Origin of the sequence: Mesorhizobium sp. M5C.F.Cr.IN.023.01.1.1 (assembly GCF_003997585.1) — a bacterium.
Taxonomy (GTDB): domain Bacteria; phylum Pseudomonadota; class Alphaproteobacteria; order Rhizobiales; family Rhizobiaceae; genus Mesorhizobium; species Mesorhizobium wenxiniae.
Window position 1 is genome coordinate 37,501 of sequence record NZ_RZSU01000021.1, and the last position, 15,313, is coordinate 52,813.

Consider the following 15,313-nt stretch of genomic DNA (forward strand, 5'->3'; position numbering starts at 1 on the left):
CGACTCAGTTTTGTGAACCGGGAGAATTTGCGCTCAGCCCGATTGGAACGGGAGTGCGTCGCGTCCAACACGCGTGATCAATAAAAGTTGAGCGCTTCAGCAGTTTGTTTCGCATCGCGCCAACTTTCGCAACCTGCTGTCCGATCGTCGACTTCGAGACAAGGTGATGTTCGGCCGACATCGGCTGACTCTTAATTAAGCCGCAGAACACATGTTGGCTTTCTGGCCTTCGCTTGTGCGGTTGGCGAGGGCGACATGGATGCCAGCAAATTTGACATTGGCGACATCCGCCTGGAGAACCCTGCGCGGCGCGATTGAGGCCGCAGGCGAGCCTGCTCTAACTGCCGCCCTACAGTCCCGACTTCAATCCGATTGAGAACGCCTTCGCCCAACCTAAGGCGCTGCTGCGAGCAAAGGCCGAGATAACCATCAAGGCTCTATGGGACTGACGTTGCCCCAGCAGTTTTGAGTTCGTTTCCGGCGTGGGTTGTGCCCTGCTGGGCGGGTGAAGCGACGGGCGCTGGCGCGGAGCCTTTGGCATAGCGCAGCGCGAGCGACCGTCGCGGATTGAAGGTGCTGGCGAACTTGGCCGGGGTCTGCCAGGGGGGAGTGCGGCCGCGCGGTGTTGTAGTCGGCGTGCCACAGGGCGATGGCTACGCGCGCCTGAGCCAGCGAGGTGAACAGCGTCTCGTTGAGCAGTTCATCGCGCAGTCGGCCGTTGAAGCTCTCGATGAAGCCATTCTGCATCGGCTTGCCGGGCGCAATGTAATGCCATTCGACGCGGTTCTGATCCGCCCAGGAGAGGATGGCGTTCGAGGTGAACTCGCTGCCATTGTCGCTGACGATCATCCTGGGCCGGCCCCGCTCGGTGATGAGCCGTCCAATTCGCGGGCAACCCGCATGCCCGAGAGAGACGTATCAACGATGAGTGCGAGGCACTCTCTCGTGCAGTCGTCGACGACGGCCAGGATGCGGAAGCGGCGCCCGTCGGTGAGCTGGTCCGATACGAAGTCGAGCGACCAGCGCTCGTCGGGCCTCAGCGGCACCAGCATCGGCGCCCTGGTCCCGATCGCCCGCTTGCGGCCGCCACGGCGGCGACGGCGAGCTTCTCCTCCCGATAGAGCCGGAACAGCTTCTTGTGGTTCACGACCAGGCCCTCCCGCCTCAGCATCACGAGAAGACGCCGGTAGCCGAACCGGCGACGCTCCTGCGCGATCGGCCTTCATCCGCTCGCGAACCTCGCGGTCGTCCGGCCTGCTGGTCTGGTAGCGAACCGTCATGCGGCAACAGCCGATGGCTTTACACGCCCGCCGTTCGCTCATCCCGAAGCCTTCCTTCAGGCGAGCGACAGCTTTCCGCTTGGCGGCGGGCGTCACCATTTCTTTCCCACAAGGTCCTTCAACGCGGCATTGTCGAGCATGGCGTCGGCCAAAAGCCGCTTCAGGCGCGTGTTCTCGTCCTCCAGCGCCTTCAGGTCGCCGAGCCTCGGTGACATCCATCCCGCCGAAGCGGGCCTTCCAATTGTAGATCGAGGCGTCGCTGACCCCGTGCTTGCGGCACAGATCGCCAACCGATACCCCGGCCTCGTGTTTCTTCAAAATTCCGATGATCTGCTCTTCAGAGAAGCGGCTGCGTTTCATGTCCTGGTCCTCTGGATGGGCCAGAACGAACTTCAAACCGGATTAGATCAGAGGGGCAAGGTCAGGACGCCTCGGCGCGGTTGTCGACCTCTTCACCCCAGCCGAATGTGCCAACTACTTCAAAGCCGCAGGATATGACCTGGATCAGATAGGACGTGCTCCAATGGTTTACACCTGACACAGGAGTCCGGCCCCCACAACCGTTTCGCAATGAGGAGCAGCGCTGCCGCTGCTCCTCCAATCACACGACGGATTCACGATGCGGCAACTCGAGCCATGATTTCGGATCCAATGGCCGATGCGGTGTATAGTGAGGCATCCAGCGGCAAATCCCCAAATGCCAGTTGACACAGAAGATAATTAGCACCTGCCTCTTCCAGCTGATCAAGGAGAGCTTTTCGGACAGAATCTGCCGTTCCCACGACGCACAATTCACTTTCAATTGCTGCATCGAAGTTCAAAGGCAAGTTTGGTGGAGTGGAAATGGCATTTAGTTCGTATAGAAATTTGAAGCTATTGAGCCATCGTTCATAGGCAGGTGCTGCGAGCAAATACGCATCTGTTTCAGAACGCCCTATCACCACCATTCGGAGCAATCCAAGAAATGGCGCTTGCTGGCCAATGTCAGCATCGTGAATTCGGGCGGCGCGGAACGCGTCGGTAACGCTGCGAACAGAAGTGGAAGGTCCGACGCAGGCGATGTTTGCCCCATTCGCAGCGGCCCAGCTAGCCGGCTCGGGTCGATTGGTGGCGATCCATGTCGGCGGACGGGGATATTGGTGAGGTCTCAACGTCAGCGGAACATCTTTCAACTCAAAGTGGCGGCCCTGATAAGAAAGCGTCCCGCCTTTCATCGCATTGATGAGAATCTCACTGGCCTCCGCATACTGTTCTGGTGCTGCTTCTACAGCAACCCCGAAGTATCCCAATTCAGTGGGAGCAGAGCCGCGCCCTATGCCGAGTTCAAGCCTGCCGCCGCTCAACTGATCAAGCATGCAGATCTCCTCGAAGGCACGCAGCGGATGATAGAGCGCAAGTAGCATTACCATGGGACCAACACGAAGACTGCGGGTTCGCTGGGCGACGCTCGCTAAGAACAAATTCGGTGATGGACCTCTGCCATGCGGCGTACAGTGGTGCTCGGCGAGATGATACGCATAAAAGCCATAGCCATCGCACGCTTCTGCTAGGCTCAGCCGATCTGCATATTGTTGTGCGATGTCATCGCCGTTTTCGTCCAGATGATCGAAGATGCCGAAGGTCAGGCCCGAAGCGGAAATTTTCTTCAATTAATTGTTCTCCAAATTACCTATATTTATTCGCTAATCATCATAGCTCACGACATATCATTACTTGATGCTTAATGTGAATCGACTTCATGCTTGTGAGCACCGCGATCCTTCTTAAAGTTCATACAGACGCGTTCGGCGGCAGCAAGGAATTTGTCCATCTGCTCTGTGGTGCCAATGCTGACGCGAATACAGTTCTTCAAATCTACGTCAGGAAAGCTGGCGATGAGGATCGCCTGCTCTTTCAACGCGGCTTGCCAGCATGAGCCCTCCTGTCCCGCCGGCACACGGGCCAGCAAAAAGTTTGCGTGGGAGGGTGTTACGGAAAAGCCAAGTTGCAACAGCGCCAGGGTCACTCGCTGTCGTTCATGCTTGATGTGCCTGTGGTTCTCTTCGTAGGCGTGGCGATGCGCAAGAATGCTTTTCCCGACCGCCTGCCCGATCACGTTCATGTTGAAGACATTCTGGATGTTGCGCAGCCTGCCAATGATTTCTGGGTGACCGAAACCGAAGCCGACTCGCACGCCAGCGGCAGCATAGCTCTTTGAAAAAGTCCTCAAGATCAAAAGATTCGGATGTCTATTGACGAGGCGCAGGGCATTGTCGGGTGCGAAGTCAACGTAGGCCTCATCCAAGACGACCAAGCGATCTGCTTGCTCCACAAGGCGTTCGATTTCGGCCACCGGCACGAATGTTCCGGTCGGATTGTTCGGATTAGCCAACAGAATGAACTTCGCGTCTTTTGCGGGGCCGGACAGCAGTTTTTCTATCGGCAGGGGATGAGCTTCGCTCGATGCGATTTCGAGAAACTCGGCACCCTGCAACATGGCAAGTTTACGGTTGAACGAAAATCCGGGCGACAGCATTGCCACTCTATCTCCTGGGGCGAGGAAAGCTCTGTAGATGAGTCCGAGCAGCTCCGACGAACCGTTGCCGGCAATCACCTGATCTTTGGAAAATCCGTAAGCATCGGAGGCAGCTGCCCTTAAGCTGAGATTGTCGTCTTCCGGATAAAGATACTGGTGTTCGATCGCAGCAATTGCACTTTGCATTACGCTCTTCGGCAACGGAAACGGGTTCTCGTTCGTATTTAGCTTAACGCAGTTTGCATCCGTCGCTGGTCCGTTGGACGAGAGAGCATCTAATTTGCTGGCCACCGGCGAAAAAAGCGAAAGCACGGTCTTCAGTTTTGCATCGCACATGTTCTTCTCCGTTTTTCAGTCCCGCAGGGCATGTGACATGAGGCAATCGTTGATCGTGACTTGATCGACGTTCGGCTATATCAGCGCTGCCTTCCCACCCTGGTGGGGATCGCCGACCACGGTTTGGATTTGACACCGGGAAGCTGTCGAGAACCTGATGACGACCCAACGTTTGGCCGACGGCCGATTCGGCGCAACAGACGGTGTTTCAACATCGCATCGTCCTCAAAGCCGCATGCAGGGCCTGCACGACAGCCCGTCTCCAGCGCCCGCAGATAGGTGGAAGCCGAAGTCTTGCCGAACCTCAGTTGCTCTGCCACCTTGGCCCACCGGACTGCCCTGTTTATGGGTCAGGCGCAGGATATCTCTGACGCTCGTTCGTCTTGCTTGCTTCCGTCTTGGCATGGGCTCTCTCGGTTTGCTGATGAGAGAGCCAAATACCGGCTCATCTGAGCATGAGACGCAGGCCTGACGATATGGAGCGTCGCTGGTGGCGCGCGTAGCCGAGAGGGTTCGCCTCGCTGGCGGGGCATGCAAGACGGCGCACCTCCTTAGCCATCCTGTCCCATCGTCTCAGATCGTGAGGCGCACCTTATAGTCGGTGAGGAGATCTTGCAGGGTCAGGTTACGCCCTAGCGCTTAAGGTTGTTGGTCGCACCGAGCAAGCGCGGGACCTGTCGACGGACAACAGCGGTGCCACTGCCGGCACTAGGTGTGAGCTTTCGAGAGGTTGTCCATTCGGACCGGACCGAGGAGACTGGAGTTACCACGCTTCAGCATCCATCGGAGGGTCCGAATGAACATCCACAAGAATGCCCGTCTCACACCGCTGCGTCGAGAGGAGATGGCGTTATCGGTGATAGAAGGCGCTTTTTCCAAAGCCCATGCGGCGCGCGTCTATGGCGTGTCGGCCAAGATCGTGGCGCGCTGGGTCGAGCGCTATAAGACCAAAGGGCGGGCCGGCATGGTCGACCGCTCGTCGCGGCCCACCGTCATGCCGAGCCTGACCGAACAGTCCGTGGCCGAGCGCATCGCAGCCTTGCGTCGCCAGCGGCTGACCGGCAAGCACATCGCCCATGAGGTCGGCGTCTCGCCCGCCACCGTCAGCCGGGTTCTCAAGCGTGCCGGGCTGTCGCGGCTCAGGGATATCGAGCCGGCCGAACCGGTCCGGCGCTACGAGCGGGAGCATCCCGGCGAGATGATCCATATCGACATCAAGAAGCTCGGCCGCTTCAGCCAAGTCGGCCATCGTATCACCGGCGATCCGCAAAAGGGCAAGTCGCGCGGCGCCGGCTGGGAGTTCGTCCATGTCTGCATCGACGACGCGTCCCGCATCGCCTTCTCGCAAATCCTGCCCGACGAGAAAAAGGAGTGCGCCATCGCCTTCCTCAAGGCCGCGGTCGCCTATTACGCCAGCCTCGGCGTCACGATAGCCCGCGTCATGACCGACAACGGCTCCTGCTACAGATCAAAGGCCTTCGCCAAGGCCTGCCGCGATCTCGGCCTCAAGCACGTCACGACAAGACCCTATACGCCCAAGACCAATGGCAAGGCCGAGCGCTTCATCCAGACAGCACTGCGCGAATGGGCCTACGCCATTGCCTATCCGACATCCGATCATCGTGCCGCCGAACTGCCTGTCTGGCTGCACAGATACAATTGGCATCGTCCACATGGCAGCCTAAAGTCAAAAACGCCTATCAGTCGCCTCGCCCTGATCGAGGACAACCTGTTGAAGCTCCACAACTAGGTCGTCCAGCATCACAGTGAACCGCGTACGTAGTATTTTGTCGTAGGCGGCATTCTGGATAGCCGGATACGGGCTCTTCACCCGCTGCACCACCGATTGCGGGATGATGTCGCGAGAAACATTCACGGATTTCGTGAAAAAAGTGTACCCGCCGAAGAGCCCTACTCGCGGGGGCGGTGCAGCACCACCTCGGTGTCACTGCTCGTGTTCATGCGATGGACTAGGCCGGCCAGCTGTTGACGCAGCTCGCGGTAGTTGTAAGTCTCACCCGTGTAGACGAGCACCAAGTCAGGTCGGCCATCCCCCTGGAGCATCCTCGGCTGGCGGCCGCCCTGGATATCGATGATTGCCAGGCGGTGGTGTCCCAGCGCCGCAGGCCCGCCGATCCAAGTCCCCTCGTCGTCCGGACCGTGGTTCGCTATGGTGGCCGTCATATCGGCAAGCTCCCTTCGCGCATCGGGACCTCCGAGGTCTCGATTGAAGTCGATCCATTCACAGATGCCGCACAGGTTATGTCGCCGCATTTGGGCGAAGCAGATATAAGGCCAGTGGGAAACCATCGAGGCAAAGTGACGGATCTAGCCCAGCTACGATCCGCATCCGACATTGTCGGACATCGGACAGCACCGCGATTCGCTGCATAGGAAGCCTGGAGTCGCGATTTCCCCTGGGGGAATCAGCGCATGAAAGGAGAGCTGGGTCGTGTCTGCCGAAATGAGAAATTGCTCCCCCTTATTGCATCACCGAGGAATGTTACCCAGCGCGATAGACGGACATGCCCTATCTCCCCCCGTTGCAGCTGAGGGAGATAGGGGCCAGCTCTTCATTCAACCCTCATGGAGGATGATCAGCCCAGCCATTTCCATGCGCCGGCCTTCACAAGCCGTGCACCATTCAGGTTCTTTTCCTTGAAGCGCGACGATCCTTGTCAGACGTCGCAACACTTGCTGCCGAGAGCACGAGCTCTTCCTCGAGCATGCCTTGATCTGCGCCTCGAACGGCTCGCACATGCTGGGTTTCAACGACTTCGCAGAGGTTGATATTCTGCAGTGACTTCGTCTCGCTGCTGCACGGCATTGACGCTGGGAGCCATGCTCGCGTGGCGCAATTGTGCTGAAGCCGGTGCCCACGGCAACGTTTCTTAACCCGCCCCAGATCCTGGCGTTTGGCTATTTCCGACATTCGTGTCCGGCTTCGGACAAAGGCCGGGTTTGCCGAACGGAGTCGCACCCAATTTCCAGTGCTGCTTGAGCAATAATATCGACCGGCATTACTGCACAACACGAAAGTTGCTGCAAAAACCGAAGTGAACCCAAGGCATCGGGTCAATTGGCATGGCGCTTGCGACTCGGTCGATAGAACGCAGTCAAAATCACGGTTGCAGACCATGCCTACCTCTCAAAGCTCGATAAAGCACGCGAGCAAAATTCCCCGTCTCCGCGGAAGCTCGTCGCCGTTAAACGTGCCTGCTCGGGGGCGGTCTTGCACAAGACCGGTCCGAGGCAACCACGCCAAGGCGCGAGGCTGCCGGAACTGTCGACCGAAGTCGATGCCGCTTCAGTTTAACCGAAAAATGCACCGTACCACTTTGGCCTGGAAGCAAATCAATGACCTATAGAAAGAACGTTCCTCTCGTGACCTTTCGCACGCGTGTTCGCGATGAGTCGATCGGGGGGCCAAATCCTTATCAGTGGGAGAACAAGACCTCCGACGATTATTTCGGGGGCAAGCGCATCATCCTGTTCTCGCTGCCTGGCGCCTTCACCCCGACCTGCTCGACCTTCCAACTGCCCGATTTCGAAAAACTCTATGATCAATTTCTGGAACTGCGAATTGACGCGATCTACTGCGTCTCGGTCAACGATGCTTTCGTCATGAATGCGTGGGGAAAGTCCTTGGGGCTGCAGAAGATCGAGCTGATCCCAGACGGGTCGGGCGAGTTCACGCGCAAAATGGGCATGCTGGTCGCGAAGGACAATCTGGGCTTTGGCATGCGCTCCTGGCGATACGCCGCTCTGATCGACGATGGCGTGGTGGAGCAGTGGTTCGAGGAGGAAGGCTTCTGTGACAACTGCGAGACGGACCCCTATGGCGTTTCATCCCCGCAAAACGTTCTCGACAAATTGAAGGCGGCGGCATGACCCAGAAGTGGAAAGTCTCACACAACCCAAGCACACACTAGAGCCTCCTCGGCAGATCACGGTTCAACATGCATCTCTCAGCAAGCCTGCTTCAACGCCAGAAGCAACGTATGGTCTTATCGCCTCAAGCCATTGAAGCTATTCGCTTGCTGCGATTGACGCATACTGAACTCCATCAGCTCGTGCAGCAGGCACTCGAGAAGAACCCCGTTTTGAAGCCTGACCCGTTTGACGACGATTCGCCGCTGCCAGGGGTGGATCAGCGGAGCAGTCAAAGCAGAAGCGAAATCGGCGAATCGCCCATTGGCGGGCCGTCTGGCGGGCGCGGGCAATGGAAGTCGCAACGCAGTAGCGGCAACGATCGACCTGCCGTCGAGGAGTTTACCGCCCACACCGAAACATTGCACGACCATGTCGCCCGCCAGGTCGCCCTCAACCCGTTCACCCCCCAGGAGCGGCTGATTGCCGGACAGCTCGCCGCTCATCTGGAGGACACTGGCTATCTTCAGGTAAACCTTTTCGATCTGGCCAGGACGTTAAACGTTCGGCAAGCTGATGTGGAACGGGTCATCGGAATCTTGCAGCAATTTGATCCGCCGGGCATTTTTGCGCGAACTCTCAGCGAATGCCTGGAGATTCAGCTGCGCCAGCAAGACCGGTTCGACCCGGCTATGGCAGCTTTGGTCGCCAATCTCGAGATGCTTGCACGGGGGGATTTTCAGGGATTGAAGCAGCGTTGCGGAGTCGACGAGGAGGATCTCCTCGACATGAGGAACGAAATCCGCGCGCTCGATCCCAAGCCTGGAGACCGGTTCCAGTCCGGGACGCCGGAAACCATCGTACCGGACGTCTGGGTAATGCCCAAGTCCGAAGGTGGATGGCGGGTGGAGCTTGATCCGGCCACGCTGCCCAAAGTGTTGATCAACCACACCTATGTCGCCGAAATCTCGCAGCTGACCAAGCAAAATCCGGAAGGCAAAGCGTTTCTCGACAATTGCCAGGAAAAAGGGAACTGGCTGATCAGCAGTCTCAAGCAGCGCGCTAAGACGATCCTTAAGGTTGCGACCGAAATCGTGCGCCAGCAGGATGCCTTTTTTACACACGGCGCCGCCCATCTGCGGCCTCTCTGTCTCAAAAATGTCGCTGACGAGATCGGCATGCACGAGTCGACGGTAAGCCGGGTGACTTCGAACAGGTACATGTTGACTCCGCGCGGGGTGTTCGAGCTGAAGTATTTTTTCGCTGCGCCAATCGCATCCTGCGAGGGCGGCGATGCGCACTCCGCCAAAGCTGTCTGCCATCGGATCAAGGCAATCATAGCCGAAGAATCGCTCGACAAGGTACATTCCGACGAAGACATCGTTGCTCAACTCAAGGAGACCGGCATCGATGTCGCTCGCCGTACCGTCACCAAATATCGCGAGGCGATGAACATCCCTTCCTCCATACGACGGCGCCGCGATAAGCGTTTGTCCGCAGCTGCGATCAAGCGAAGTGACTAACCGACATTCGTGGTCGGCGAGAGGCGACTCTCAACTTCCTCCGGGCCGAAGCAGCTTTCGAAGTCATGGCATTCCCCGCAACTGGGTGCTGTGCATGACGAAAAGCCTTCGGCCTCACACAGCTTGCGGTAAAAGTACTTTTTCCATTTCATGTTTTCTGTGTTGCCTGCCGCCAGCGCGGGAAAATGTCTGGCAAGCAGGCGGCTGAGCTCAGCGCGATTTGAGAGGCCAAGATCCCGCCAAAGATGGTCCGTGCGCATCGCACGCCGGGCGATGATCTTGGCCAAGCGGGCGCTCGCCGGGTCGCCCGGCGCAGCATGCGCTAGCAGCAGCCGGCGCAGCAGCTCCTCTTCCAGTTCCGGCTCGGGCTCGCTCAACTCCTCCAAAGCGAATACGCTGCTGGAGGTAGACGGGAAAGTTGCGGCCAAGACATCACGCAATTCGACAGACGAAAGGCCTGTCCCCTCCGTCGCCAACACCTCGCCCGCCTGGACCTCCTCAAGCGAACGCGAAAGCACGCAGGGCAGCACATGCTGATCGAAGCTCCTCCCTAGCTCGGACCCACGCCATTGCGCGCGTGGATAGGCAGCCATCATCGTAACGGCCGGCTTCAGCTTCCGGCATGACAAAGCGCCTTGTTGACCGCAGGGATGATCTTGTCGCCCCAGAGCTCGATCTGGCGCAGCATCGTCTTTTGGTCGAAGTCGCCCAATTGAGTCTGAACTGCGATCTGGTCCGGTTTCAAGACATCGATCTCTTCCAGCAGGCGATCAATCACGCGATTTACGCTGCCAATCGGCAAATTTTTGCGCATGGTCTCGAAGGACAGATCCTGCTGGGTCGGTGTCTCCTGCAGCAGGTAGCCATCGTGGCTCTGTTGGCGGCGCTGATGCAGGGCTTCAGAAAGCCGGCGCTGGAAGCGGGCATTGTCGAGATAGCTGTTGATCTCCAACTCGTCGTGGCTGGCATAGCAGCAGCGCAGCAGCGATATCTTGACGTCGGTGACGTTCTTTTCCTCGGATGCCGCCGCCCTCTCGACTGATTCACGCAGTGTGGTCAAAGTCTCTAAGCCGTCGTGGAAGGCTGTGACAAAAAAATTGTGCCCCTCGCGGTAGGCCCGAGCCATCCGTGCGGCTCCGCCAGCGATCCAGATAGGCGGCGTCGGCTGCTGGACTGTGCGGACCGAAATCGCTGTTGGGGGGATCTTCTCATACTGGCCGTCGTGTTCGAAGACGTTTTGGTTGAGGCCCTTGAGAATGATGTCCAGGTATTCCGAAAAGACGGCCGGCGCCTCATCGATGTCCACGCCGAACCGTTCGAACTCGAACTGCTGGTATCCCAAGCCTACGCCGAGCTCGAGACGGCCGTTCGCAACGATGTCGGCGAAGCCGATCTCGGACAGCAGGCGCTGCGGTTGGTAAAGCGGCAGCACGCAGACGGCAGTGCCCAGGCGAATCGTGCTTGTCAAGCCGGCGCAGTGCGCCACCATCATCAGCGGGGATGGTATGAGGCTGTAATTGTTGAAGTGGTGCTCAGCAAACCACGCGGTGTTGAACCCAGCCTGCTCCGAAGCGACGGCCTGTTCGATGGAGTTGCGGATGACGCTTTCTGAGGATTGGTGATAGCCACGCTGGGCGGCCAGAATGAAAGTGGCAAATTCCATGATTTCTCCTCGTTATAGACACGTCAGCCGACCGGGAATGTGCTCGGCATGCGCATGCTTGGATCTCAAGCACCTCGGGTGCGTCGTGGAGCCGAGGCTTCATAATGCTCGGCCGGTCGCCCTGCGAATGCCTGGCAATTAACCTGCGGCCTCCGCAAAACATTCGTCATAGAGTTCGCTGGCGTTTCCCGCATCACCGAACGAGGTCCAGCCGCCGTCCACGTAGAGGATCGAGCCGTTGATGTATGAGGCGTCAGACGAAGCAAGGAAGAACGATGCATCTGCGACGTCTTCTGGCCGTCCCATCCTGCCCATGGGGATGCGTCGTCCGATTGCTGCCAGGTCGATGCGGCCGGCTTTGGCCAACTGAGCAAGTGCGGGCGTGCGGATGTGGCCAGGAGCGACGGTGGCTGTCCGAATTCCGACCGGGCCGAGTTCGGCCGCCATGCAACGGGTCAGCATATCCATCCCCGCCTTGGAGGCGCCGTAGGCATGGCGCGGCGCGAACGGCAGAAAGCTGTCGATCGACCCGAGATTGAGGATCACGCCGCCCGGGCGCATAGCCTTGATCGCTTCGCGCGCGCAGGTGAAGGCGCCGGTAAGGTTGACATCCAGGACGTGTTCGAGCTGTTTCGACAGTTGCTCGATCGCAGGCACAATCCTGTCGGCGGTATCAGCACTATTGACCAGAACATCGATATACCCGAAGCGTCGCCTCAGCTCTTCGAACATCGACACCACATCGCTCTCGACGGCCACGTCCAGCGATTTCGCCAGATGCTTGCCGGGGAGCGATGTAGCCAGCTCTGCCGCTGCAGTGCCATCTTTATCAGCAATCACGACGGTGTCGCCGTTCGCGGCAAAGCGGCGAGCGACGGCCGCGCCAATGCTTTTTGCGCCACCGGTGACGAGCACGATTCGCGCATCTGTGCATTCGGCCGGACAGGAGAGCTCGGCTTGGAGCGCACTATCCACCGGCGGGTGAGCATCCCCCGGCTGGTTGAATGACATCCAGCCTCCGTCGACTGCCAGCACCGAGCCGGTGATGTAGCGCGCCTGCGTGCTGCTCAGAAAACGCACGACCCTGGCGATCTCGTCGGGGCGAGCCAAGCGCCCCATCGGCACGCGGCGGCGTATCGCCGCGAGGTCCATTTTGCCGGCGCGTGCCAGTTCTGTGACCATTGGGGTGCGGACGGAGCCCGGCGCCACCGCCGTGACGCGGATTCCTCGCATAGCCCACTCGCACGCAAGGGACTTTGTCAACGAGATCACGCCAGCTTTCGAGGCTGCGTAGGCGTTGCGCCTGGGATTGCCGACCACGCCCGCCATCGAAGCCACATTGACGATCGCACCGCCCGGCCTCATGCGCCGCGCCGCTTCCCGGGCCATAACGAATGGCCCAATAAGGTTCACTGTCACGCCGCGTCGGAAGGTATCGACAGCGGTGTCGATGATCCTATCCATCGTGGGTCCAACCGCCGCATTGTTGATGAGGACATCGATTTGCGCGAACCGTGCTTCGACCTGGCCGAAAAGTGAGAGCATGTCCTTCTCTCGCGACACATCGCACTCCAGACCGACGTGCGGCGACCCGAGATCCCGAGCCAGTTCAACCACACCACTGCCCGGAAGGTCCACCGCAACTACAGTGTCTCCGTCCGCGGCAAGGATATCGACCAGGGCACGGCCGATCCCGCCCGCGGCGCCTGTGATGATTACGGTGCGTGCTGCCAGTTTCACGAGAGCTTCTCCACGATGACCGCTTGTGATCTCAGCCCATCGACCTTGGGCGGAATGAAGGGTCGAGCCAAATCGTTGCAGTGACCGCCAGTTGCGGCCCCACACAGATCTCAATCCCGCAAGGCGCTCATCCTCCATTTCTACCCACTTATGCAGCTCCCAGTTGGGGACCCTCGACGCCATCTTGGTCGGTGGGGATGTGACGCTTGAGCAGCTGGTAGATGGGATCGTCTGGATGTGGTGCTCCAATCGGCTGTCGCCGGCCGAACCTATCTGCCTCAAGAATCGCTGGCGGGATTTGCTCCTCAACCCAATCGTAGACGACTGTCCGTTCCGCAATTCGCCACTCGTCCTGCCTCTTCTGAAACAGATCGCAGTAACGGCCGCAAAGCAGCGTCTGACGTATTTCTTGGTCTGTATCCGGTCCGCGTTGCAGCGCGGTGAAATAGCTCTCGACCGCGGCCTCTGCTGAACTGATGAAGTCGATCAGGCTGTTCGTGATTTGATGGATGTTACGCTGCCCCGGCAGACCGAGAGCAAATTGGATGAAGTCCTCTGCCGGTCCGCAATAGGGACCGTGCCTGTCATACGCTTCGGGCCAGTATGCGCTACGCAGCGCCGCCTCATCGGCGCGGTCTATCCCGCGGCAGTACCGATACAGGCAGTTGCGGATCGCCTCTCGGTCACGCAGTTCGGTAATTTTCGCGTGGTCGACAGGTTCTGTCGCGAATTGTATGATTGTTTTGTCCTTCCCGACGCCAGTCTGCACTTTGCGTGTGTCTCTCTCTACAATTGAGTTAGCGGGGGGCTCGTCAACTTCCAGAGCTTGTTCGGGGCAGGCTCTTACCCCTTGTGAGGCAAGCAGTTGCTCCCCATCGGCAACATCAATATCACCGGGCAAGATGTAGCCGTCGTCATCAAGCTTGAAGACTCTCGGCGCCCGCGCCAAGCAGCGCGCATGACCCTGGCATCTGGCTTTGTGTACGATGACACGCATAGCGAACTCCAATGTCGTTGGCGGAAACTTCAGGACCAGTCCAGGATCAGATTCTCGATCCCGAACACATGGCCGCCGAAGGTGATGGGTTCAGTCCCTGTCTTGATCCGAAAGGCTGGGATGCGCGCCAGCCACTCCTCCAGGCCAATGACAATCTCCCGCCGGGCAAGGTGTGAGCCAAGACAACGATGGGGACCATAGCCAAAGGCAGCGTGCCGGTTGTCCTCGCGCGCCAGATCGATCTCATTCGGGTATTCGAATTCCGCCGGGTCACGATTGGCAATCATCGTGGCACAGGAAACATAGTCTCCCTTGCGGATCGGCGCGCCTTTGAAGTCGACATCCTTCGTTGCCACTCGGATCATCTGAATGGTCGAATAGGCGCGCAGCAATTCTTCCGCGGCGACGGCAATCCGGTCCGGTTCGCTTCGTAGCAATTCCTGATCTTTGGGGTTGCGCGCGAGATGGGCCAAGTCGAAGCATATGGCTGCTGAGACCGTGTCGAGCCCCGCGACGAACACAAGCACGCCGATGCCACGGACTTCTTCGTCACTGAGCAGACGGCCCTCGACCTTTGCCTTCACGATGAAGGTCATGAAATCATCGACCGGCTCCTTGCGGCGCTCGGTGGCAAGTTCGTCGATGAAGGCCACGATCGTCCGGGCTGCGGGTGGTCGTTGCTCCTTATCGCCGTGGAGCAGATCTCTAGCCCAGCCGACAAATGTTTCTAGTCCGTCGTCCGAAAGCCCAATAAAGCGAAGGAAGATATTGACCGCGAACGGAACTGCAAAATCCTTCATGATGTCGCAGCTCGTGCCTGATGCGGCGATCCTGTCGATCAGCTTGATCGCTCGTTCCCGGACAGCCGGCTCCAATGCCATTACCCGCTTTGGCGAAAGCAGCGGATTGAGCAGTGAGCGAAAAACACCGTGGAATGGCGGATCGAGCTCAAGCGGGATCATCGGCCAGCTCTCGCCGAGCACAGAGGCGAAGATGCTGCGATGGCTGGAAAACGTTTCGGTGTCCTGCAGCACCCGGCGCTGGTCGCTCGCGCGAGTGATGACCCAGGTACCCCGACCGTCGCGCGTGTTGCTGGTTGAATAAAAGATCGGAGGCCCGGCATGAACGCAAGCAACCGCTGCATGCGGATCCCCGTTGGCCGTCGGCAACATGCCGGGCGACGTAAACAGGCTGAAGTCCCTCACCATTTCGGGCGGGACATGATCTGGAACCGGCCGCGATTTAACCGCGCCAGAATCGAGAGACCGTTCATGAGATGCTGTCGGCATTTGCATGCAATCGTTGGTGCAAGCTCCGTGCCGAATTCGTCTTTCGATAATCCTTGCCGTTTGCTGGGCAACAGGTGGCGCCTGTGCTGACTTACTGGTC

General features: G+C 58.8%; 11 protein-coding genes and 3 pseudogenes. 4 read left to right on the forward strand and 10 right to left on the reverse strand.

The window, feature by feature from the left end; all coding sequences use genetic code 11:
- Positions 1–301: 301 nt before the first annotated feature.
- Positions 302–443, forward strand: a pseudogene (locus EOA78_RS11415) (transposase); the annotation flags it as partial.
- Here EOA78_RS11415 and EOA78_RS11420 read toward each other — a convergent pair.
- From EOA78_RS11420 to hisC, 3 genes and pseudogenes are all read right to left on the reverse strand, one after another.
- Positions 438–1,640: pseudogene (locus tag EOA78_RS11420) on the reverse strand (IS3 family transposase). The pseudogenes EOA78_RS11415 and EOA78_RS11420 sit on opposite strands and share 6 nt — an antisense overlap.
- Positions 1,641–1,894: 254 nt before the next feature.
- Positions 1,895–2,929, reverse strand: a complete 1,035-nt coding sequence (locus EOA78_RS11425) for an LLM class flavin-dependent oxidoreductase (protein ID WP_063169375.1) — start codon at positions 2,927–2,929, stop codon at positions 1,895–1,897.
- A gap of 71 nt (positions 2,930–3,000) precedes the next feature.
- Positions 3,001–4,131, reverse strand: a complete 1,131-nt coding sequence (gene hisC / locus EOA78_RS11430) for a histidinol-phosphate transaminase (protein WP_063169376.1) — start codon at positions 4,129–4,131, stop codon at positions 3,001–3,003.
- A 796-nt stretch (positions 4,132–4,927) separates the two neighbouring features.
- Here hisC and EOA78_RS11435 point away from each other — a divergent pair.
- A complete protein-coding gene (locus tag EOA78_RS11435; protein WP_063169377.1) occupies positions 4,928–5,881 on the forward strand; it encodes an IS481 family transposase in 954 nt (317 codons plus the stop codon).
- A 161-nt stretch (positions 5,882–6,042) separates the two neighbouring features.
- On the opposite strand, the gene EOA78_RS11440 is transcribed toward EOA78_RS11435, so the two are convergent.
- Entirely contained in the window at positions 6,043–6,315 is a 273-nt protein-coding gene (locus EOA78_RS11440) for a hypothetical protein (protein WP_199489650.1), read from the reverse strand.
- A 1,173-nt stretch (positions 6,316–7,488) separates the two neighbouring features.
- On the opposite strand from EOA78_RS11440, the gene EOA78_RS11445 reads away from it, so the two are divergent.
- Complete coding sequence (locus EOA78_RS11445) at positions 7,489–8,022, forward strand: peroxiredoxin (RefSeq protein ID WP_063169380.1); 534 nt, start codon at positions 7,489–7,491, stop codon at positions 8,020–8,022.
- A 68-nt stretch (positions 8,023–8,090) separates the two neighbouring features.
- A complete protein-coding gene (rpoN, locus tag EOA78_RS11450) occupies positions 8,091–9,524 on the forward strand; it encodes an RNA polymerase factor sigma-54 (protein ID WP_063169381.1) in 1,434 nt (477 codons plus the stop codon).
- Here the strand turns inward: rpoN and EOA78_RS11455 are convergent.
- From EOA78_RS11455 to EOA78_RS11475, 6 genes and pseudogenes are all read right to left on the reverse strand, one after another.
- On the reverse strand, positions 9,521–10,120 hold the full coding sequence (locus EOA78_RS11455; RefSeq protein WP_127315236.1) for a nitrogen fixation protein NifQ: 600 nt from the start codon (positions 10,118–10,120) through the stop codon (positions 9,521–9,523). The genes rpoN and EOA78_RS11455 overlap by 4 nt on opposite strands.
- 14 nt (positions 10,121–10,134) lie before the next feature.
- The gene (locus tag EOA78_RS11460) at positions 10,135–11,187 is read right to left on the reverse strand and encodes an LLM class flavin-dependent oxidoreductase (protein ID WP_091599492.1); all 1,053 of its coding nucleotides are present in this window, start codon (positions 11,185–11,187) and stop codon (positions 10,135–10,137) included.
- A 138-nt stretch (positions 11,188–11,325) separates the two neighbouring features.
- Positions 11,326–12,927, reverse strand: a complete 1,602-nt coding sequence (locus EOA78_RS11465; protein ID WP_091599495.1) for an SDR family oxidoreductase — start codon at positions 12,925–12,927, stop codon at positions 11,326–11,328.
- 148 nt (positions 12,928–13,075) lie between these two features.
- Positions 13,076–13,663 carry a nuclear transport factor 2 family protein gene (locus EOA78_RS11470; protein ID WP_236378846.1) on the reverse strand — a complete coding sequence of 196 codons (588 nt, stop codon included), beginning with the start codon at positions 13,661–13,663 and terminating at the stop codon, positions 13,076–13,078.
- 138 nt (positions 13,664–13,801) lie between these two features.
- Positions 13,802–13,924 (reverse strand): annotated as a pseudogene (locus tag EOA78_RS37020) (ferredoxin); the annotation flags it as partial.
- 29 nt (positions 13,925–13,953) lie between these two features.
- Positions 13,954–15,132 (reverse strand): cytochrome P450, encoded by a 1,179-nt coding sequence (locus EOA78_RS11475; protein ID WP_164746650.1) that lies wholly within the window; start codon positions 15,130–15,132, stop codon positions 13,954–13,956.
- Positions 15,133–15,313 lie beyond the last annotated feature (181 nt).

Excerpts from the sequence above, each read along its gene's own strand:
- hisC (WP_063169376.1), bottom strand. The coding sequence starts at position 4,131 with ATGTGCGATGCAAAACTGAAGACCGTGCTTTCGCTTTTTTCGCCGGTG.
- EOA78_RS11435 (WP_063169377.1), top strand. The coding sequence starts at position 4,928 with ATGAACATCCACAAGAATGCCCGTCTCACACCGCTGCGTCGAGAGGAG.
- EOA78_RS11440 (WP_199489650.1), bottom strand. The coding sequence starts at position 6,315 with ATGACGGCCACCATAGCGAACCACGGTCCGGACGACGAGGGGACTTGG.
- EOA78_RS11445 (WP_063169380.1), top strand. The coding sequence starts at position 7,489 with ATGACCTATAGAAAGAACGTTCCTCTCGTGACCTTTCGCACGCGTGTT.
- rpoN (WP_063169381.1), top strand. The coding sequence starts at position 8,091 with ATGCATCTCTCAGCAAGCCTGCTTCAACGCCAGAAGCAACGTATGGTC.
- EOA78_RS11455 (WP_127315236.1), bottom strand. The coding sequence starts at position 10,120 with ATGATGGCTGCCTATCCACGCGCGCAATGGCGTGGGTCCGAGCTAGGG.
- EOA78_RS11460 (WP_091599492.1), bottom strand. The coding sequence starts at position 11,187 with ATGGAATTTGCCACTTTCATTCTGGCCGCCCAGCGTGGCTATCACCAA.
- EOA78_RS11475 (WP_164746650.1), bottom strand. The coding sequence starts at position 15,132 with ATGGTGAGGGACTTCAGCCTGTTTACGTCGCCCGGCATGTTGCCGACG.